This window comes from Brevinematales bacterium (genome assembly GCA_026415355.1).
GTDB lineage: Bacteria > Spirochaetota > Brevinematia > DTOW01 > DTOW01 > SKYB106.
In genome coordinates this window covers 46,117-66,562 of the sequence record JAOAHF010000005.1, presented here as the reverse complement: position 1 = coordinate 66,562, position 20,446 = coordinate 46,117, and the positions used below count along the sequence as shown (strand labels likewise).

The following is a 20,446-nucleotide window of genomic DNA, read 5'->3' as shown; positions in this document are numbered from 1 at the left end:
TTGACCAAGATCATATTTTTTTTTATTTTAGCGTTATTATCTTTTAGAGTATGAGGATGCAAATATTTGGATCTCCGGTTTTTCTTATTCTTTTTCTTTACTTAATGGTTGGGTGATAGGTATCTTTTTGATGTTAGTGATTATAAAAGTTGAATTAGTCAAACTTTTTCTATGAAAATTAGAGGGATTGATGGAGATTCTATGGGGAATATAGTTTTTGTTAATGGTGAATTTCTAGATAAAGAAAATGCTAGGATAAGTGTTTTTGACAAAGGTTTTCTTTATGGTGATGGTGTTTTTGAAGGTATAAGGGCTTATGATGGTAAAATATTCAAACTTGATGAACATGTTAACAGGATGTTTGAAGGTGCGAAAGCTATAATGCTTGAGCCACCATATTCAAAAGAGGAGATAAAGGATATAATAATTGAAACTTGTAGAAAAAATGATGTCAAAGATGGTTATATAAGACCTGTGCTTTCTAGAGGTATTGGAGATTTGGGATTGAATCCGTTTCTTGCTAAGAAAGCTTCGTTTGTGGTTATAGTTGATAAACTTGTTATGTATCCCCAAGAGATTTACACCGAAGGTATGAGCATAATAGTAGCGTCTACTGTTAGAAATTCTCCTAATGCTATGCCACCTATGATCAAGAGTCTAAATTATTTGAATAATATTCTAGCTAAGATAGAAGCAGTTAATGCTGGTGTACCTGAGGCAGTTATGTTAAACGAAGATGGTTTTGTTGCTGAATGTACTGGAGACAATATATTCATTGTCAAGGATGGAGTATTGATTACTCCACCGAAAGAAGCGGGGATACTTGTTGGTATAACAAGGAATGAAGTTATAAAAATTGCTAAAAGGGATGGTATTCAGTTCGAAGAAAGGTTATTTTCAAAGATGGATATTTACACAGCTGATGAAGTTTTCTTAACGGGTACAGGTGCTGAAGTTGTACCGGTTGTTAAGGTTGATAAGAGAAAAATAGGTGATGGTAAGCCTGGTAAAATAACTAAGTTTATACTGGAAGAGTATAGAAAACTTACAAGGACGGAAGGGACACCTATTAGATAGTTTATGCCGTTGAAGTTTTCTGTTTCCGGTTTAAGAGGAATTTGGAATGATGGTTTGTCGTTCAGTACTATAAACTCTTATCTGCTTTCTTTTTTAGATTATATTTCCTCCAAGTCTTCTACTAGGAAAAGACTAGTTTTAGGTAGAGACACTAGGAAGACGAGTCCTATAATATATGATTATGTGTCTTCAGTTGCTAGATCTGTTGGATTTGATATTGTTAATTTAGGTATAGTTACAACTCCTATTGTGCTTTTCGTAACGAGAGAGATTGATGCAGATGGTGGTATAATAGTAACTGCTAGTCATAATCCACCAGAATGGAATGCTCTTAAGTTTGTTGATAGGGGAGGTATGTTTATCAATGAGACTACTGTTTCTTTGTTGTCTCAGAAACTTGGTAAGATGAGTGTTGACGATATGGTTTCTGATTGGTATTTTGTAGGAGAAGAAGAGGAGATTAACAGTGAAAATGTGCTTAATATGTTTATATCCAAATTAGAAAAAGTTATTGATATTGGATTAATAAAAAGTAGAAAATTTAAAGTGGCTTTTGATCCTGTTAATGGTGCAGGTGCTTTAATTGGTAGAGAGTTTCTTAAAAGATTAGGGTGTGAAATTATGGAGATAAACTGCGATATATCAAAGTTTCCAGAAAGACCTACTGAACCTAATTCTGAAGCACTTTCAGGATTGTCTCAAGTAGTAGTTGAAAATAGATGTGACATAGGATTTGCTCTTGACCCTGATGGAGATAGGCTTGTGTTTGTGACGGAGAAAGGGGAAATACCTGGGGAGGAATATACGCTTCCTATATCAATTCTTTCAGCAATAAGCTTTAGTAAAGTTGAAGGTTATTCAAAGAAAGTTGTTGTGAATCTTTCTTCATCTATGTTGAATGACTATGTTGCCAGTAAGTTTGGTTTTGAGGTTTTGAGGAGTAAAGTTGGAGAAGCTAATGTGGTGAAATTGATAAAGGATGTCAATGGTTTTATTGGAGGTGAAGGTAATGGGGGGGTTGTATTTCCTGTGATTAATTCAGCAAGAGATAGTTTTGTTGGTATAGCTCTTATATTACAATTAATGGCTAAAAATTCAGTGAAGATATCCGAAGTTATTTCACATTTTCCAAAGTATGAAATGGTTAAGCTGAAATTTGAAGGTAACTTAGACAAGAACGTTGTTTCTAACGTTATTGGTAAAGTTTTAGATAAGTACAGTCTTATAGAATGTACTAATATTGATGGGTATTGGTATAAGTTTGATAAAGGTTGGATACATGTAAGAGCATCGAATACAGAGCCTGTAACTAGGGTTGTATTTGAAGGAGATCACGGTTTTGTAAGTTTTTGTAAGGAATTATTTTTATAAGATTTTGCTGAAACGCGGATAATAAGTTTTAGTTGAGATTAGAAATTTTTTTTCTTTTATGTTATTCAGTTTGTTTTTAAGTTCCTTCATGCCAATCTGATAGATATTTTTCTTGTTCTGGAGTTAATGTATCTATTGCTATTCCCATTGATTTGAGTTTTAGTTTTGCTACTTCTTTGTCTATTTCTTGTGGTACTGGCATTACAATATTTTTTAGTTTACCTTGGTTTTTGACCAAATATTCACAGCAAAGTGCTTGGTTAGCAAATGACATATCCATAACACTTGAAGGATGTCCTTCTGCATTTGCCAGATTGACAAGTCTTCCTTGTCCTAGCAGGTATATTTTTTTGTCTTTAACTACATATTCTGTTACTCCTGTTCTGATTTCGGATTTTGAAGATGCTATACTTTCTAGAGATGGTATATCGATTTCGACATCAAAATGTCCTGCGTTTGATATTATTGCTCCATCCTTCATATTTAGTATGTGTTCTTTTGTTATTACATTTTTGTTACCCGTTACGGTAACAAAAAAATCTCCTATTCTTGCTGCTTCGTTCATGTTCATAACTTCGAATCCGTCCATAACTGCTTCAAGTCCTTTGATTGGATCCACTTCTGTTATTATTACTCTTGCTCCCATACCTCTTGCTCTCATTGCAACTCCTTTGCCGCACCAACCATATCCAGCAACAACGAAATACTTACCTGCTATGAGTCTATTTGTGCTTCTCATTATGCTATCTATTGTGCTTTGACCTGTACCATATCTGTTGTCAAATAAATGTTTAGTCATAGCATCATTTACTGCTATTATAGGGTATCTTAATACTCCTTCATTTGCCATTGCTCTAAGTCTTATGACACCTGTTGTGGTTTCTTCTGTTCCTCCTATTACATTACTGATAGTATCTTTCATTTCCTTGTGGAGCGTGGATACCAGATCTGCACCATCATCTATAGTTATGTTTGGCTTTTTATTTAGTACCTCTTTTATGTGTTTGTAATAAGTTTCTCTGTTTTCTCCTTTAATTGCAAAGACTGGAATTTCAAAATCTTTCACGAGAGAAGCTGCTACATCATCTTGAGTTGATAATGGGTTGGATGCACAGAGATAAACATCTGCTCCTCCTTCCTTTAAAGTTATTGCTAAATTTGCAGTTTCAGTTGTGATGTGTAATGCTCCACCTATTCTTATGGATTTGAGTGGCTTTTCTTTTTTGAATCTTTCTCTTATTATTTTCATTACTGGCATATCTTCATATGCCCACATTATTCTTTTATATCCAGTTTCTGATAGATTTAAATCTTTTACGTCGTATTCCATTTTCCCTCCTGGGAATTTATTATAATTAATAGTTATGATAAGTTTAAAAATTGTACTGTAAACTAGCTTTGAGTTTGGGTTTGCTGTGATGATATTATTTTTAGTTAGTATCGGACTGTATAACCCAGTCAATATTTGATTTGTCTACTAGTGATATAAACCATCCGTATATTATATAGAAACTTAGTAGTATTGGAACATAAATTGTTGAATATAATATAAATTCAATTAGGTTAAATCTGAAATTTATTAGCTTTGCGGACAAAAAGAATATTAGGCTATTCAATGCAATAGCAATTAAAAGTGATATTATCCCTTTCGTACCAAAGAGAATGTATGTAGTTAGATATCCTATTGAGGGTATTCCTAAGCTAGGTATAATGTACTGAAATACGGTTATGGATATGTTAATTATCCTTAGAGTTGTTTCTAAATCTAAGACTAAGATAGAGGTGATTAAAGAAATTAAGAAAGGTATTCCCATAATTGTTCCTACTAGTGCTATCGTAGGGAGTCCCTTAATGTAAAGTTGTATATTTTTGAAAATTTCTATCCACCAATATCTCATACCAATAGCCCATCTTTTCCTTTGATTTATCCAGTCATTGATATTAGTTGGCAAACATGTTTTGACTTTTAGTTTAGTACAGTATGAAAACTTGATATTCGACATAAATGACTTTAGCATTAAACTCCAGTCTTCGTTTATGGTTTTAGGAAATTTTCCAATTTCTATGAACTTCTCTTTTCTTATAGCAAAAGCTGATCCGCATAAGAATAAGTTTATACCTATAGTTTTAGAAGATATTATGCTTGCTATAGCACCACCTAGATAGTCATATGATATAATTTTTGAAAAAAAGTTTGTAGATATTCCTTCTTTGGCTAGTTCAATTATGTCTTTTCCGATAAACTCTTTGGATAGGTTTTTTAAGAAATTTTTGTCATTAGGTAGTTCTACGTCGTTATCAATGAAAAGTATCAATTCTCCGTTGCATATGTCGGTTGCTCTATTTAAGGATTCGACTTTACCTAGTCTGGTATTGTTGTATATGATATTTATGTAATCAATATTTCTAAAATTGTCTAAAGTTTCTTCGATCTCGTTGTTAGTAGCTCCATCAATTACTATTATTATTTCTTTATCTTCATATTCATAGTATATGCATTTACTAATAATATCCTCAAGAAGATCAACTTCTTTGTAAACTGGAATTATGATGGAGATTTTCATACCATTCCCCTACTAACTGGTTAGTTAAATTATTATAATTTAGTGTTTTTCAATATTTAAAGTTATTATTGTAGTATAAGTGGGGTGATATGGTAAGAAGGGGTTTATAATGAGTATGTCAAAGCAAACCTAATCTGGAGGTGAATATAGAAGATAATTTCATTTTTTTAGAGATGTTCTTAGGAAGTTTGGAGGTTTAGCTGATGATTCTTTTGCCTTTGATAAGGTTTCTAAACCTTGGATAGACATCGTCGTTATAGTTTGCTTCTACTGGTTTAAAGAATGCCAGAGATGCTACCATTGCTGCGTTATCTGTTGAGTATTTGATAGATGGAATGTATGTTTTTATTTCTTCGTCTTCTAGGAATTTTTTTCTCAGGTAGGAGTTTGCTGAGACTCCTCCTGCAACAACTACGTTTTTTATTCCAGAATCTTCTACTAATCTTTTTACTTTTAAGTGTAAGACGTCAATAGCAGATTTTTGGAACGATGCACAAATATCTTTTATAGTTCTTCCATCGATATTAGTTATGTTTCTTATTGTGTATAGTACGCTTGTTTTGAGTCCACTATAGCTAAAGTTATACCTGTCATAGGGTTTATCTACTGCACCTAGGGGAAATTTAAACGAGTTTGGGTTCCCTTCTTTTGATAATCTATCGATTATAGGACCTCCAGGATATCCAAGTCCTAGCATTTTAGCAACTTTGTCAAATGCTTCACCAACAGCGTCATCGATAGTGTGTCCCACGAGCTCGATATTGTAGAAATCTCTTACTATAAACATGTTTGTGTGTCCACCAGATACAACTAGTCCTATGAAAGGAAATGAAATTTCGTATTCTATGAATGGTGAAAATAGGTGTGCTTCTATATGATCAACTTTTATGAGTGGTTTTTTTAGTGATAGCGATATAGTTTTAGCTACATTTACTCCTATTAGGAGTGAAGAAACTAATCCTGGTCCAAATGTGACTGCTATCTTATCTATGTCTTTTAGGTTTATTCCTGAGTTACTTAGTGCTTTTTCTAGGGCGATATTTATGAATTCTAAATGTTTTCTAGAAGCAACTTCAGGTACTACTCCGAAAAACTCTTTGTGGAATTCGACTTGAGATATTACAACATTGGACATTACTTTTTTTCCGTCTTCTACTACAGCAACTGATGTTTCATCGCAAGAAGTTTCTATTCCTAGAATTATCATAGGTTATTTCCTTCTAATGAGTATTTTTGAAGGTCTATTGTTTTCTATTTCAACGACTTTGAACAGAAAATCTTTGTATTCATAAGTACTATTATATCTAGGAATATTTCCTGATATGTACATTATGAAGCCTACTATGGTTCTAACATCCATATTTTCAAGGATATCTTTGTCGATTTCCATACCAATCTCAAGAGCTATGTCTTCTATAGGTGCCCAAGCACTTACTAAATATTCTCCGTCATTGATTTTTTGAACTTCAAATTCTTCATCTTCTTTGTTGTCTGTTTCATCAAGTAACTCTCCTAGTATTTTTTCGACTATATCTTCGAGAGTTATTATTCCTATGTGGTTTCCGTATTCATCAACAACAATTGCAATGTTGGTAAATTTATTTTTCATTTCATTCATAATATCCATTGCATTCATGTTTTCGGGAATGAATAATATTTCTCTTTTTACATCGATTATATTGAATTTACCTTTTGTTTCAATGTACTTATTACAAAAGTCTTTGTAGAAGATATATCCAATAATTTTATCTGTTTTTCTGTCAACTAATGGTATCCTAGAATACATATATTTTTTAAATGTTGACAATACTTCATCTGGTGTTGAATCAGCATAGCAGGTTATCACATGAGGTCTTGGTAATACCATTTCTCCAGCATGTATGTTAGAAAGGTAATTGAAAACTAGTTTTTTGAAATCGGATGTAGATTTTCGTCTGGGCATAATTTTTATTTAAATATTAAAGTTTGTATATTTTCAAGGACATCTGGTGGTATTCGATCTTGATTCTCTTTTATGTATTTTCTCAGTATTTCTATTCTATTAGTTAGTTCAATGACTTTGTAATAGTAGTTTGCATTACCTATTAGGTTTGATATACTTTCTTGTATTACATAACCTCTGCCTTCTACATCAAAATATCTTACTTTCATACCAACGCTTTTCCCATCGAGTGTTATATTGCTTAGGAAAATAGGAATACCATTTACAAATGCGAAAAACTCTCCTTGATTGTAATCTTTTATGGTGTAATTGTAATAATTTTCGTTTGATAGTACAAGAGAGTATCCTATTCCTGCGATGACATATTGGTAAGCGTTGTCATACTTTATCTGAAACATCATATGAGATTTCTTTGATTTGTTTTTCTTCGTTAGAAGGTAGTAATCTTTTGATGATAGAATTCCATACAATGAATAATTGTAGTTTGTTTTTACCAAGTCGTATACTCTTAAGTTTGAACTATTTGTCCATTCTATTATGTATCTTTTGTAGAAGAAGACAGTGTTGTTAAATTCGTAAGGTATTGAAACTTCGAATATGTTTTTTTCATTTACTTTTGAGTATGTACAAAATGATGTAGGTAAAACTGTTTTGAAAAGCGTTTCTAGATCGAGATAATTTGTTATTATTATGTTTCTTATAACTAAGTGGTCTAATATTCCAGATGTTAATACCATATAAATTCTTTCGAGTGTTTTAGCATTCCTAGTAATTTTTAGAATAGGTTTTTCCGTTTTTGGTAGAGAATAATCTTTTATTTCTAGTTTGTTTAAACTTTCTAGTCTGGCTAGATCAATTTTTTTGAAAACATCTGAGATATTGGAGTTATTGATGTTGACGACAAATTTTGAATTTTTCTGCTTTAAATTAATATCTTCAAGGATTTGCAGTTTTACGAGAGATATATTTGGTAGGTTATTTGCAAAACTTACTAGGAAAAAGTAAGTTGTTATGGTAGTAAGTATTAGGATATTCAAATACCAGGGCATTGGGTTTCTTCTTGTTAGATTGACTAAAAATAAGAGTCCGTATAAGAGTAGTATTATTGAGAATAGTATTGTTAGTGTTAGTATTAGTGAGTATTTCGGGTAGATTTCAAGTGATATTACTAGTGAGTATATGAAGATGGATCCAGATAGAATGGTGAAGAAGATAAATCCGTATGATGGTATTAAGAATGGGGTTTTATGTGGAACTAATTTAAATGATACAAATCTAATTTCGTATGCTTTGTGTGATAGATATAGTATTGGGATTATTAGATAAAGCAGGACTAGATTAAGTAGTGTTAAAATTGTTTTTAGTATACTTAATATGAAAGGATAGTTAAATAAATCAAAGCTTCCAGTTATTGAAGGTATTAAATTTACGAACATGTAGACTTCTTTGAGATTGAGTATAATAAATAAAGTCAGTAGTAGTGAGATTATGATATCTGACCAAAATAATATTTTAGTATGTTTTGTGTTTAACTCTGCTTTTTGGTAGTATTTTATTAGTATAAATCTACTTCTTAGTCTGAATATTAACAGTAGGGTTATGAAGATTAATGAGGGTATTAAAAGTATCACGGATGTATCTCTTAAGAGTATTGTACTTATGCCTAAATGTTTGAGATTGTTATAGAAATTTGATAATGCTGATATTAACAATATGGATAGAAGTACTATTAACAATACTGCAAAGTAAAATAAAAATTTTAGGAATTTTTTCACTTCTTTCCTCTTTAGTATTTTGCCGAGAGCGGGAGTCGAACCCGCACGGTGTTGCCACCACCTGATTTTGAGTCAGGCGCGTCTGCCAGTTCCGCCATCTCGGCTACAGTCTTAAGTATATATAAAATGCTGTCTTTTAGACAACTTAATGATTGTGTGATTGATAATTTTAGATTATTTTACTTGACGAATTTGTATGGTTTATAATAGGAGAACGTATGAAGAAGTTTTTTGTAGTTTTTTCCTTTACCTTAATATCTGGGATGGTTTTTTCAACTTTGACTTCTGATGTTGCAATAAGGCAGCTTCGTAATGCTTACAACTCTATTTCGTCTTTTACTGGTTCTATAACCATAAAAATAGGTAATAAAACCTTCAGTGGTAATATAAAATATAAGTTGCCAAACAAGCTGAAAATAAATTTCTTCCAACCCTCTCAGATAGACTTAATAAGTGATGGGTCTTCCATGTGGATATTTGTAAAGGGTAATAATACTGTTATTAAACAGCCGTTGCTTCCAAAAAAAGGTGATAGAGTTATATATGTTTCAGAAGTTATAAACCCTTATGATAAGTATAACAGAGAGTATATTATAACTCTTGATAAGTATGATGACAAGTCTTATACTTTTGATCTTAAGCCTAAACCTGATGTGTTTACTACCTTCAGTAGTGCTAAGTTTACCGCTCTTAAGAATGGTTTAATTTCTTCAATAAATGGTATTACAGTTACAAGAGAAACTCTATCGATAAGTATATCATATAGTGGTGTTAACGTTATAATTGATGATAGAGAATTCTTCTTTACACCTCCTGCTGATGCTCAGGTTTTAACAGATATTTTCCAGTAGCCTATGTTGGATTTTTACCCTACATTAAGTAATGTAAAATTTAAGAATCCTATTCTGCTAGCATCAGGTACGGCTTCTTTTGGGCTTGAACTTATGAAACTTTATGATTTATCTGAACTTGGAGGTATCGTTTTGAAAACTATAACTCTTGAGGAGAGAAAAGGTAATGAGCCTCCTAGAATAGTTGAAACTTATGGTGGTGTGTTGAATTCAATAGGACTTGCTAATCCTGGGCTTCGTAGGTTTAAGGATGAAGTTTTACCAAAGGTTTTAGGTAATATAAAGACTAACATTATTGTTAGTGTTGCAGGTAGTAGTGTAGGAGAGTTTAGAGAAATAGTTGAAGAGATTTCTTCTTTGGATATTGCTTTTATTGAACTTAACCTTTCCTGTCCAAATGTTGAAAAAGGGGGGGTAACTTTTGATAGTAATGAAGAAAATGTTAGAGAAGTTGTTAAAGTTATAAAAAGAGTTTCGAAAAAGCCCTTCTGGGTAAAATTGAGTCCTAATACATCTAACATAGTTAAAAATGCTCTCATATGTGAGGAAGAAGGTGCTGATGGTATTACAGCTATTAATACTATACTGGGTATGAAAATTGATGTAAAAACTGGTAAACCTGTATTTAAGAATATATTTGCGGGATATTCAGGTCCTGCAATAAAGCCTATTGCGTTGAGATATGTATATGAGATATGTAAGAATGTTTCAATACCTGTGATAGGAGTAGGTGGCATATCGTCTTATGAAGATGTCTTGGAATTTATGTATGCTGGAGCAAAGCTTATACAAATAGGTACTTCAAATTTCTTCGATCCTTTATTGCCAAAGAGGGTCGTTGAAAGACTGTATGAAAGTAAGATGTAAAAGTCCTTCATTGTTTTATGGTGTTGAATTTCTTATACTATTTTAAAATTATGTTAACTTTTCTGTGTAAAAACTCCACAACCAAGGAACACCCAGGAACACAAAACGGACACTCAAGTCCCATCTTTGCTTTTCAAAATACTATATGGGTGATTCTCACGCTAGTTCCATAATGTTGAAATCTATGAAGTCTTCGAACATTTTGTAGAGCTGGTACAAAAGTGATAATCTGTTTTGCCTTATTTCTGTATTTTTGTCCATTACGAAAACTTTTTCAAAGAAATTGTGTATAGGCTTTTGGAATTCAAGTAATGTTTTGAGTAGTTCCTCGTAATTTTTAGTTACCAAGTAATTAGACACAGTGTCTTTCTTAGATAATATTAGATTATACAATTCTCTCTCTTCTGGAGTTAGTATATCGTAGTTTAGTGGAGTAGGGGAAGTAAATTTAGCTTCGTTTAGAATGTTTCTGACTCGTTTGAAGAGTATCCCGACGTTTGCGAACTCACCTTTATTTCTGAAATTATTGATAGTTTTCACTCTTAAGTAAGCATCGTATGGATTAGTTGTTGCTTTTATTGTTGCTTCTATTTCATCTGTTCTAAAACCCATTTCCTTAAATAATCCTTTGAGTCTTGCGTTTACAAATTGCTTAAGGTCTTCTGTTATTTCTTTATATTCCTTTGTGAAGAATGCTTCATATATTTCTTTTGATGATGTAAATATGTCTACTATGTCAATATCTAGATTGTAATTTATCATTATTCTTGATACGCCGACTAGTTGTCTTCTCAAACCGTAAGGGTCACTTGATCCTGATACTTTTTTACCTGCTGAATATAGTGAGAATATATTATCTAATTTATCTGTTATTGATACGATTCCTGCTCCTAGTGATGATGGCAATTCATCGTCTGATGATATAGGTTTGTAGTGTTCTTTTATGTAATTTGCTACTTCTACTTCTTCTCCAAAGTTCAAAGAGTAATAATATCCCATTATACCTTGTAGTTCAGGAAACTCGTATACTACTCCTGTTGTTAAATCAAACTTACATATACTTGATGCTCTTTTTATTTTCTCATCCTGAATTTTCAGTTTTTCCATTATTCTTTGGGATAGCTTTTCCATTCTTTTCATTTTGTCATATATTGTTCCAAGTCCTGCAAAGAATATTAGTTCTTTAGTTTTCTGGATAAAGAATTCTATGGACTTCTTGGTATCTTCCTCGTAGAGGAATTTACCATCATTAAGCCTTGCTGAAATAACCTTTTGATTGCCTTTTACTATTTTTTCATTTGGTTGAGTATTTACCACTATTATGAATTTATTTATGAGTTTTGAATCTCGGGTTAATGGGATGAATTTTTGATGTTCTACCATTTCTGATATTAGTATTTCGTTTGGTATTTCAAGAAATTTTTCGTCAAATGTACCTATTGTCGTTTTTGGGTATTCTACTAAATTTACGATTTCTTCAAGTAATTTTTCGGATAAGACAGGTACCGAGTTAAGTTCTTTTGAAATTTTTTCAACATCTTTAAGTATTACTTCTTTTCTTTTACTAGGTGATGGGATGACTTTACCTTTATTCTCTAGAAGTTCTTCGTATTCTCTTGGATTTTTTATTTCTACATTTTCTCCTATGAATCTGTGTCCATAAGATATGTTTGAGGATTTTATTGTTGCTAATTCAATGTCTAGGATTTTATCTCCAAATAGGCATACAATCCATCTAATTGGCCTTACGAATCTGAAATCTACGTTTGACCATCTCATCGTTTTTGGAAATTCTATACTCTTTACTATTCTTGGAATTTCTCTTTTGAGTATTTCTTCTGTGTATTCTCCTTTTTGAATTCCTTCGAAGAATACAAATTCTTTTTCTCCCTCTTTAAGTATTTTTATTTGGCCTTCAAAGGATGATACTGTTGATAAGAAACCCTTAAGAGCTTGTGTTGGTTCCCCATTTTCGTGGTATGCTATGTTTTTAGGAGGTCCTTTTTTGATTATTTTCCTGTCTTCTTGTTTTTCTTCAAGATCCGTTATTAGTATTGCTAGACGCCTAGGAGTAGAATAGGTGTATATCTTTGCATAGTTTAAGTTGTATGAAGATAACGTTTCTATGAATATTTTTTCAAATTGTATGTGAGATTTTGATAGATAATCATGAGGTATTTCTTCTGTTCCAATTTCAAAAAGAAAATCTTTCTTCATCTTATTGTCTCCTACGCAAGCTAGAATTATCAATGTCTAACCTTTACTATTTCAAAAATAGTCCTAAATGGTGTACCGGAAGTCTGCAGGTGAATTGTTGATAAAATTAAAATTATGTTAACTTGTTTGTGTAACAAAAAAACACCAAAAAAAGAAAAAAAACAAAAACTACAAAAAACAACCCAAATCCCTCATCCCAAGCAACAAACCCAGAATAGCCTCCCTCCTATGACTTATTCTATTCTTAACACTACTACCCAATTCAGCAAATGTTTTATCATACCCCTCAGGTATAAAAACAGGATCATACCCAAAACCGTACTGTCCTCTAGGTTCATAAGCTATTTTACCTCTAACAATACCTTCTGAAAACAAATATCTGTCCTTACCATACATAAAAACAGCTAAACAGACAAACTTTGCACTCCTGTCTGTCTTGTTTTCCATATTTTTGAGTAATTTTCTTATTAAATCTTCCTGCGTTGAGTTCTCACCAGCATATATTGCAGACATAACACCCGGTTCCCCATTCAAAGCATTAACTTCCAAACCTGAGTCTTCCGATATTAAAGGAATGTTGTAAGCACTATAGTAATACTTTGCCTTTATAAGTGCATTATCAAAAAAAGTTTTACCATTCTCGACTGGGGGAGGTATTTTAGGCAAATCAGACAGAGAGAGAATTTCTATACCAGGTAATACTCCCAAGATTATATCAGCTATTTCATTGTACTTACCTTTATTAGAAGTTGCTACAAGTATCCTAGTAAGTTTCATATCTTGATTTCATAATTTTTGTCTAAAAACGTAACTGAAAAACCATACTCTTTAAACGTGCTAACAATCCATTCCCTTATTCTGTCATCTTGTATCCTAGCTACTATTTGTTTTTTAAAGTTAGGATCCAAGAGCAAAGTTTCTTTGAACTCATCTTTACTGATGAATCCTTCTTCTCTTGAAATAACCTTAAGAGCAAAAGCATAATCATTACCTTTTATCTTAAGACCTTTTATAGGGTAGGGTAGCGTTTGTCCTACTTTTATATTAACCAATCCCCCCAACAACTCAACAGGAAAGCCATTTTTTGCTAGAGATTGTATGGATACTGGCTTCTCAACAAACATAGTTGCATCTTTAAATAAGTATTTTCCTAACTTTCTCTCCGCCACTGATACTGCTTGTTGATATTTCCTTAATTCAACAAGGTTGCTTATCTCTGAGAACACAGATTCTATTTCCTTTTCTTCTTTAAGAGAGAGATCTCTTGGTAAGTTTACAACTATCGACAAGAAACTAACTCTAATTGACTTGACGTTCTGTTTATTCTTTTCGTACAACTCCTCAATTAACTTGTTTACTTCGGAGTCATCTGGTTCTCTTGACAGGTAATTCTTTAGCTTCTCATCAGAAGTAATAAGCCTTGAAAGAATATATTGCTGTTTTATTTCTCCTAAGTAATCATGGTAGAATCTTTTTTCCTTTCTGAGGGAGTTTTTTATCTCGTCATCTGTTATGCTAGCAACAATTCTTTCATCCTCTGGTAACACTATGTTTTTCTCTTTCCCTATAACTAGTACCATTTTTTCTAGGATTAATTTCATCATAACATCCTTATCAGATATTTGGTTAGTTTCACCAAGAGTAGAAAGCTTATTCCGTAGAAACTCTTTCCTTTTAGCTAGTTCAAGTAATGTTATAGTTTCTCTATTTCCAACAACAGCAATCACCCTATCCAAAGGGTACCTCTTGGAATTATACTGAGAATATGAATCTGTGGACATAAAGATAAAAGCGACTAGACAGAAAAGAAATATTATTTGCAGAAACCTATTCATACAGTAGTACCTCGCAGTCTTAAGGATTATATATGATGTTTTCAAGTTTAAACAAACTAAGAATGCTTTGTTAAACAGTAGTAAACTTACCACATAAAAAATTCTTTACATTGCGATCATAGTATAACCTGATCTGATTACTATACACCAAAGCTAACTTGAAAAAATCAGTATAGTGAATTATGATATTTGTATTAGGAGGTATATATGAAAAAACTAATCTCACTTATAGTGTTTACAGTATTTACCACATCTGTGGTAATTTTAGGGGGCTGTCCTCAACCACAGAAAGGTCCTGAACCAGTTACAAAACCTCAAGAATCAAAAGTTAGGTATGAGATTATTCAAGATCAACAAAGTGCCTTTACTGGTAGAACTATGCCACTACCAGAGTGGCTTTTGAATGCTCTTCAAGGCAACCTATTACAATTTGGTACTGATCAGGACAACAAAAAGGTTGTTTATTTTGTGGCTATAGAAAGACAAAAAAACCTTGACCTTGCAAAACAGAACGCAAAGTTAAACTTAAATGCAAGGGTAGCTGAGTCAGTCCAAACATTGGTAACTTCCGAAGCTGCAAAAGTATTTGAGGGTGATCAGGATACCTTTGCACAATACATACAGGGAGCAATAGGATTGCTTGCCAAGAACGTTAAGGTTAGTGGACTTGTACCAGTAAACGAATACTGGGCAGAATTACAGGAATACTTGGGTGATACCCCTAGAGAGAAATACTTCAGTTATGCTATAAGATATCAGATGGATCTCGGAACATGGAGGCAAATGCTTTCTGGTGCTTGGCAACAAACTAAGCAACAAAAACCTGATATACCAGAAAAAGCAAGGGAGAAAATGGATAAGCTTATACAACAGATGTCTGAAGCTATGTAGTTTTAACATAAAAGGGGGTAGTATCCCCCTGAATTTTTACTTTATGAAATACAGTTATGAAAGGAGGTTATGATGTTTAGAAACTTTCTAATTTTTCTTTGCATTTTTAGCCTACTATTCTTTTCGAGTTCTTATCTTAAAGCACAGAAGAAGATGCCTGATTGGATTTCAATTCCTACTTTCAAGAAAGGGAAAGACTTTTATTTTGTGGGTATGGGAATTAGCAAAGATATAGTTTCAGCAAGAAATTTGGCTATTGAAGATATAAAATCCAAAGTAGTTCAATCTATACTAGTCGATGTAACTGCTGAAACAAAGGGTGAGACTGTAATATCATCACAAAGTGGCGAGATTGACGTAACCCAGAACATTAGAAATGAAGTAACGGTTAAAGGCAAAGCGAGAATCTTCGTTCCAGCGCCTGATGAGGAAGTTTCGTATCAAGACAAAGATGGTAGTTATGTAGTTTATCTTCTGGTCAAGTTTCCAGAATCTAAAATATTAGAAGAAAGACAAAGGATAGAACAAATGTATAAAGACATGATAAGATCTGTTGATAAGTTTATAGAAGAAGGTGATATGTTCGTAAGAGAAGGAAAACTTCTCAATGCAATAGCCTCATATACGCTAGCTGCTAAGAATTCTGTGAATGTTGAAGAAAGGAAAATGTTTTACCCAGAAATAATAAAGAAGATAGACGATATAATATCAAGACTCTCTATTGAGGTAGTTGAAGGTAGTAACAAAAAGGTTGGAGTAGGGGACAAGGGTGAGATAAAGTTTAGGGTGTTCTATAATTCGGAAGGTAAGAAAGTACCCATCAGAGATGCTAACGTTATATTTAGAGTTTCCTCAGGAGGTGCCGAAGTAAGCACTTCAGCTACTAGTGATGAAAATGGATTTGTCACCTGTAATGTGTTTAGAGTGTTGAGATTTGACAATAAGAAACTCTCAATAAAGGCATTCTTGAATCTCGATTTCACTTCTCTGGCAAGCATAAGTAGAGAAACAAAACAAGATGCTGCCAAACTTATAACTAAAGGCAGACTTGTTCAATCGGAAGCAAATTGGTACATGAGTGAGACAAAAGCTAAAAATGCAGTTATCATATCATTGAAAGATAAGGATAATAGTGGATATCTCTACGATAGTACTTTGTCTTCATCGTTAAGTAGCTACGTAATGAAGAAAGGCTATAAAGTTTCTAAGCCTACTTCGACATCAATAAACAGTGATGACGTTCAAAAGATAAGAAAGTTCGTTGCTAAAGATGCAGTTATAGTACTTGTGAAAGTTTCTGAACCAAAACAGAAAGTCATCGACTTTGGTAACGAGAAGATAAATAGAGTAGAGTACGAGATATCTGTTGAGGTATACGACGAGGAAGGTAACCTCATTAACTCTCTGTCAAAAAACTTGTCCAGCAGTAGTTTGAGTGCTATGAATTCAAACTTACCTACTAATATTGGCGAAGTAATTGAAGAAATGGAATTCTAAATCCAGTGCAAAGTTTACTATCGTAACATACAATAATTTCGTAGGTAGCCTAACATGTCGTAGGTACCTAGGTGTTATTCATAGGTCAAATTATCCAAGTTTTTTCAACTAAATATCTGTAAGTAATGATTACTTGTACTTATGTTCTATGATTTTACCGTCTATTATATAGACTGTATCTTCACATATGTTAGTAAGCAAATCTCCTATTCTCTCAAGGTCCTTAAAGACAAGAATTAGTAATATTGCTCTTTCAGTACTATTGTCTCTTTGGCTTTCTTGCATTATCCTTTTTACTCCCTTATTTCTCAGGTTATCAATTTCCTTATCCATTGTAATAACTTCTTTAGCCATCTCTGAGTTATGATCTATAAATGCTCTAACCGTTTTATTCATCATTATTATGAGGTTGTTAAACATACTGTCGACTTCTTCAGGTATTTCTATCTTACCTAGGCTGAGAGACTTTATGGTATTACTGGCTATATTAACAGCATGATCTCCTATTCTCTCAATGTCCTTGTTTATCTTAACTGCCATCACGAGTTTTCTTAACATTTCTGCTTCAGGCTGGTAAAGTGCTATAGCTCTTATTATCTTGCTTTCGATTTCAACTTCGATCTTATCAACCTTTTCATCAGATTTGATCACTCCTTCACAAGTCTCTTTGTTCATTTCCTTCAATCCTCTTATTGCTTGATATAACATGTCAGTAACTATTGAAGTTGTATTTACAATATCTTCTTCAATTTGACTAACTTCTTTTTCAAGTTTTATCATAAAAATCCTCCTAAAAATTATCCAAATTTTCCTGTTATATAGTTTTCTGTCCTTTCGTCTTTTGGGGTAGTAAATATATCTTCTGTTGGACCAAATTCAATTAGTTCCCCATTCAGCATAAATCCTGTAAAGTCTGATATCCTTGATGCCTGTTGCATATTGTGGGTTACTATGACAACTGTATAGTTTTGGGCCAAATCGATGATAAGTTCTTCAATTTTTGCTGTAGATGCTGGATCTAGAGCTGAAGTGGGTTCGTCCATAAGCAAAACTTCTGGTTGTACTGCTAAAGCTCTTGCTATACATACTCTTTGCTGCTGACCTCCTGATAGAGATATTGCTGGTTTATTAAGTCTATCTTTTACTTCATCCCAAATACCAGCTCTTCTCAAAGATCTCTCAACTATTTCATCCAGGTCACTTTTTCTCTTTATACCTCTTAGTCTAGGACCAAACGCAACGTTGTTATAGATAGATGTATAAAAAGGGTTTGGTTTTTGGAATACCATACCTATTTTACTTCGCAGCTCAAAATCATCAATAGCTCCATCCTCTATAATGTTCATTCCCTCAAATATTATCTTTCCTTCTATTTTTACTCCTTCTGAAAGTTTGTACATTTTATTGAAAGTTCTAAGTAACGTTGTTTTCCCACAACCCGATGGGCCTATTAGAGCTGTGATTTTGTTTCTCTTTATGGATATGTTAATATTCTTGAGTACATGGATATCACCGTACCAGAAATTCAAAGAATGAGTTGATAGTATTTCATTAGTATTATTATTTCTGTTGTTATTCTTCATAGTATTACCTCCACCTATAAAGTTTGTAGCTTCCTTAATCTTCTTCTTAGAATTATTGCTACAAGATTGAGAAGAAAAGTCAAAAGTAACAATACTAGAGTTGTCGCAAATTGTATAGGTAATGTTGCATCGACATCAACGGATTGCGTAGACATTATGTATATATGGTAACCTAATTCCATGAATTGATCATTGAGAGAACTTGGAAGATAGGGTAGGAAATATGCTGCTCCTGTGAATAGTATTGGTGCAACTTCACCACTTCCTCTTGATACTGCAAGTATTGAACCTGTAAAGACTCCTGTCATAGCTCTAGGTAAAACAACTTTAAAAACAGTTTCTGCTTTTGTTGCTCCTAACGCAAATGATGCCTCCCTCAGTGTACTTGGTACAGCCTCAAGTGCCTCTTTTACCGAAACTATAACAACGGGTAAAGTCAGTACTGCCATTGTGATACCAGCCCACAATATCGCCGGCTTACCCCAGACCAGTTTGCCACCGTAAAACAAATTGTCAATTCCGCCTCCTATAAACACAATGAAGAAAGAAAAACCAAACAAACCTATAAGTATAGCAGGTATTCCAGCAATTGTGTTTATTGAAAAATGAACAAACCTGTAAAATAGAGAATCCTTTTTGGAATACTCACTCAGGTATATAGCAGTCACAACTCCAATTGGTATTGCAAATATGGACATGACTATAACTAAAAATACGGTTCCAAATATAGCAGGGAATATACCACCTTCAGTCATTCCTTCTTCAGGTGAACCTAGTAAGAATTCCCATGTAATTTTTTCATACCCACCGATAAATATTATTAAAAGTATTATTGCAAGAATCAACACTACTAATAACGAAGAAATTCCTAGTAAAGCATACGTTGATATATTACCTATCCTATAGATACTCTTAAGATTTTTATTTTCTCTCTCTTTTATACTCGGTAACGCTATATCCTTCATAATTTACCTCCTTGTTAATTCCATCATGAAATACCCATTTTTGCCCTTATCCTTGATGATATATAGTTTGCTAGCATATTGAATACTATAGTAAAAGTTAGAAGTATTGAACCTATGAAGAAGAGGACAGCATAATGTTCATCACCTATTACAACTTCACCCATTTCGGCACCTATAGTTGCCGCCATTGTTCTGGTAGGTAGCATAAAGTCAAAAGTCAATACAGCAGCATTCCCTGTACACATTAGAACTATCATAGTTTCACCAAAAGCTCTTATGCCACCTATTATTATAGCTGAGAACGTGTAATTTATAGAAGAAGGTAAAATGACACGCCAAGCAATATGATGTTTTGACGCCCCTAATGCATAAGCAGATTCTACAAGATGTTTCGGTACTGTATTCATTCCATCTTCAGCTATTGTGAATATGGCTGGTAAGATTGCTATGCTTACACCAATTCCACCTACAATTGCATTCAATCTATAGTCCCATTGAAACAATTCCTGCAAAAAAGATGCAGCGACCATAAGCATAAAAAATCCTATCACAACAGTAGGTAAACCTGCTATAAGCTCTATAACTGGTTTTATGAATTCCTTAATTCTCCTAGAAGCATAAACACTGACATACAAAGCAGAAAAAACGCCAAGTGGTATAGCAATTAATAAAGCAATAATGGATATTTTCAAAGAACCTACCATTAAAGGTATAACTCCGTACTTCGGCTCGGAAGAAATAGGTTGCCATACCGACGAAAAAAGCCTGTCAAGCGAAGCATACCCTTTTACAAATCCCTTTGTAACAATAAGAAAACTTTCTCTGAATATAAAAACAATTATAAAAACCAAAAGTAGTATAGCCAGGAAAGCAACAAAGTATATAAACCCCTTTGCAATTACATCACCGAACTTCCTTCTAGACTTTAGATCTAACTTTAACTTAAACTTACTTAGATCCATGTAAAAATTATTTCTGCCTAGTGTAAAATAATTGTAAAGTGATTGTAAA

The 20,446-nt window shown here is 33.0% G+C and carries 18 protein-coding genes and 1 tRNA gene; 6 read left to right on the top strand and 13 right to left on the bottom strand.

Translation table 11 applies throughout. The annotated features are described in order from the left end of the window. Nucleotides 1-171 precede the first annotated feature (171 nt). Entirely contained in the window at nt 172-1,077 is a 906-nt protein-coding gene (ilvE, locus tag N2712_02875; GenBank protein ID MCX8028918.1) for a branched-chain-amino-acid transaminase, read from the top strand. 3 nt (nt 1,078-1,080) lie between these two features. After that, the gene (locus N2712_02870) at nt 1,081-2,448 is read left to right on the top strand and encodes a hypothetical protein (protein MCX8028917.1); all 1,368 of its coding nucleotides are present in this window, start codon (nt 1,081-1,083) and stop codon (nt 2,446-2,448) included. Between the two features lie 76 nt (nt 2,449-2,524). Here the strand turns inward: N2712_02870 and ahcY are convergent, their stop codons facing one another. The 6 genes from ahcY to N2712_02840 form a co-directional block, all read right to left on the bottom strand. Further along, the gene (gene ahcY / locus N2712_02865) at nt 2,525-3,778 is read right to left on the bottom strand and encodes an adenosylhomocysteinase (protein MCX8028916.1); all 1,254 of its coding nucleotides are present in this window, start codon (nt 3,776-3,778) and stop codon (nt 2,525-2,527) included. Between the two features lie 100 nt (nt 3,779-3,878). Further along, the gene (locus N2712_02860; protein MCX8028915.1) at nt 3,879-5,012 is read right to left on the bottom strand and encodes a glycosyltransferase family 2 protein; all 1,134 of its coding nucleotides are present in this window, start codon (nt 5,010-5,012) and stop codon (nt 3,879-3,881) included. A 196-nt stretch (nt 5,013-5,208) separates the two neighbouring features. Further along, nucleotides 5,209-6,219: a tRNA (adenosine(37)-N6)-threonylcarbamoyltransferase complex transferase subunit TsaD gene (tsaD, locus tag N2712_02855; GenBank protein ID MCX8028914.1), complete on the bottom strand. Its 1,011-nt coding sequence runs from the start codon at nt 6,217-6,219 to the stop codon at nt 5,209-5,211. A 3-nt stretch (nt 6,220-6,222) separates the two neighbouring features. Then, on the bottom strand, nt 6,223-6,954 hold the full coding sequence (locus N2712_02850) for a CBS domain-containing protein (GenBank protein ID MCX8028913.1): 732 nt from the start codon (nt 6,952-6,954) through the stop codon (nt 6,223-6,225). Between the two features lie 5 nt (nt 6,955-6,959). After that, the gene (locus N2712_02845) at nt 6,960-8,729 is read right to left on the bottom strand and encodes a hypothetical protein (GenBank protein ID MCX8028912.1); all 1,770 of its coding nucleotides are present in this window, start codon (nt 8,727-8,729) and stop codon (nt 6,960-6,962) included. A 20-nt stretch (nt 8,730-8,749) separates the two neighbouring features. Further along, nucleotides 8,750-8,833, bottom strand: a tRNA-Leu gene (locus N2712_02840). A gap of 114 nt (nt 8,834-8,947) precedes the next feature. Between N2712_02840 and N2712_02835 the strand changes: the two genes are divergently transcribed. Both N2712_02835 and N2712_02830 read left to right on the top strand, forming a co-directional pair. Continuing rightward, the gene (locus tag N2712_02835; GenBank protein MCX8028911.1) at nt 8,948-9,580 is read left to right on the top strand and encodes an outer-membrane lipoprotein carrier protein LolA; all 633 of its coding nucleotides are present in this window, start codon (nt 8,948-8,950) and stop codon (nt 9,578-9,580) included. Between the two features lie 3 nt (nt 9,581-9,583). Beyond that, entirely contained in the window at nt 9,584-10,447 is an 864-nt protein-coding gene (locus N2712_02830; protein ID MCX8028910.1) for a dihydroorotate dehydrogenase, read from the top strand. A gap of 156 nt (nt 10,448-10,603) precedes the next feature. Here N2712_02830 and glyS read toward each other — a convergent pair whose 3' ends face one another. From glyS to N2712_02815, 3 genes are all read right to left on the bottom strand, one after another. Further along, the gene (glyS, locus tag N2712_02825; protein ID MCX8028909.1) at nt 10,604-12,664 is read right to left on the bottom strand and encodes a glycine--tRNA ligase subunit beta; all 2,061 of its coding nucleotides are present in this window, start codon (nt 12,662-12,664) and stop codon (nt 10,604-10,606) included. 168 nt (nt 12,665-12,832) lie between these two features. Then, nucleotides 12,833-13,441, bottom strand: a complete 609-nt coding sequence (gene rdgB / locus N2712_02820; GenBank protein ID MCX8028908.1) for an RdgB/HAM1 family non-canonical purine NTP pyrophosphatase — start codon at nt 13,439-13,441, stop codon at nt 12,833-12,835. Next, a complete protein-coding gene (locus N2712_02815) occupies nt 13,438-14,400 on the bottom strand; it encodes a hypothetical protein (protein MCX8028907.1) in 963 nt (320 codons plus the stop codon). The genes rdgB and N2712_02815 overlap by 4 nt, the downstream gene beginning before the upstream one ends. 306 nt (nt 14,401-14,706) lie before the next feature. On the opposite strand from N2712_02815, the gene N2712_02810 reads away from it, so the two are divergent. Next, the gene (locus tag N2712_02810) at nt 14,707-15,390 is read left to right on the top strand and encodes a hypothetical protein (GenBank protein MCX8028906.1); all 684 of its coding nucleotides are present in this window, start codon (nt 14,707-14,709) and stop codon (nt 15,388-15,390) included. A gap of 72 nt (nt 15,391-15,462) precedes the next feature. Continuing rightward, entirely contained in the window at nt 15,463-16,887 is a 1,425-nt protein-coding gene (locus tag N2712_02805; GenBank protein ID MCX8028905.1) for a hypothetical protein, read from the top strand. Nucleotides 16,888-17,016: 129 nt separating this feature from the next. On the opposite strand, the gene phoU is transcribed toward N2712_02805, so the two are convergent. Genes phoU through pstC form a run of 4 tightly spaced genes read right to left on the bottom strand, consistent with a single transcriptional unit; the run spans nt 17,017 to nt 20,397 of the window. Then, on the bottom strand, nt 17,017-17,667 hold the full coding sequence (gene phoU, locus N2712_02800) for a phosphate signaling complex protein PhoU (protein ID MCX8028904.1): 651 nt from the start codon (nt 17,665-17,667) through the stop codon (nt 17,017-17,019). A gap of 17 nt (nt 17,668-17,684) precedes the next feature. Continuing rightward, nucleotides 17,685-18,470, bottom strand: coding sequence for a phosphate ABC transporter ATP-binding protein PstB (gene pstB, locus N2712_02795; GenBank protein MCX8028903.1), 786 nt, complete (start codon nt 18,468-18,470; stop codon nt 17,685-17,687). Between the two features lie 14 nt (nt 18,471-18,484). Beyond that, entirely contained in the window at nt 18,485-19,435 is a 951-nt protein-coding gene (pstA, locus tag N2712_02790; GenBank protein ID MCX8028902.1) for a phosphate ABC transporter permease PstA, read from the bottom strand. A 23-nt stretch (nt 19,436-19,458) separates the two neighbouring features. Next, nucleotides 19,459-20,397: a phosphate ABC transporter permease subunit PstC gene (pstC, locus tag N2712_02785; GenBank protein MCX8028901.1), complete on the bottom strand. Its 939-nt coding sequence runs from the start codon at nt 20,395-20,397 to the stop codon at nt 19,459-19,461. Nucleotides 20,398-20,446: the final 49 nt, after the last annotated feature.

Excerpts from the sequence above, each read along its gene's own strand:
- ilvE (MCX8028918.1), top strand. The coding sequence starts at position 172 with ATGAAAATTAGAGGGATTGATGGAGATTCTATGGGGAATATAGTTTTT.
- N2712_02870 (MCX8028917.1), top strand. The coding sequence starts at position 1,081 with ATGCCGTTGAAGTTTTCTGTTTCCGGTTTAAGAGGAATTTGGAATGAT.
- ahcY (MCX8028916.1), bottom strand. The coding sequence starts at position 3,778 with ATGGAATACGACGTAAAAGATTTAAATCTATCAGAAACTGGATATAAA.
- N2712_02860 (MCX8028915.1), bottom strand. The coding sequence starts at position 5,012 with ATGAAAATCTCCATCATAATTCCAGTTTACAAAGAAGTTGATCTTCTT.
- tsaD (MCX8028914.1), bottom strand. The coding sequence starts at position 6,219 with ATGATAATTCTAGGAATAGAAACTTCTTGCGATGAAACATCAGTTGCT.
- N2712_02850 (MCX8028913.1), bottom strand. The coding sequence starts at position 6,954 with ATGCCCAGACGAAAATCTACATCCGATTTCAAAAAACTAGTTTTCAAT.
- N2712_02835 (MCX8028911.1), top strand. The coding sequence starts at position 8,948 with ATGAAGAAGTTTTTTGTAGTTTTTTCCTTTACCTTAATATCTGGGATG.
- N2712_02830 (MCX8028910.1), top strand. The coding sequence starts at position 9,584 with ATGTTGGATTTTTACCCTACATTAAGTAATGTAAAATTTAAGAATCCT.
- glyS (MCX8028909.1), bottom strand. The coding sequence starts at position 12,664 with ATGAAGAAAGATTTTCTTTTTGAAATTGGAACAGAAGAAATACCTCAT.
- rdgB (MCX8028908.1), bottom strand. The coding sequence starts at position 13,441 with ATGAAACTTACTAGGATACTTGTAGCAACTTCTAATAAAGGTAAGTAC.
- N2712_02810 (MCX8028906.1), top strand. The coding sequence starts at position 14,707 with ATGAAAAAACTAATCTCACTTATAGTGTTTACAGTATTTACCACATCT.
- N2712_02805 (MCX8028905.1), top strand. The coding sequence starts at position 15,463 with ATGTTTAGAAACTTTCTAATTTTTCTTTGCATTTTTAGCCTACTATTC.
- phoU (MCX8028904.1), bottom strand. The coding sequence starts at position 17,667 with ATGATAAAACTTGAAAAAGAAGTTAGTCAAATTGAAGAAGATATTGTA.
- pstB (MCX8028903.1), bottom strand. The coding sequence starts at position 18,470 with ATGAAGAATAACAACAGAAATAATAATACTAATGAAATACTATCAACT.
- pstA (MCX8028902.1), bottom strand. The coding sequence starts at position 19,435 with ATGAAGGATATAGCGTTACCGAGTATAAAAGAGAGAGAAAATAAAAAT.
- pstC (MCX8028901.1), bottom strand. The coding sequence starts at position 20,397 with ATGGATCTAAGTAAGTTTAAGTTAAAGTTAGATCTAAAGTCTAGAAGG.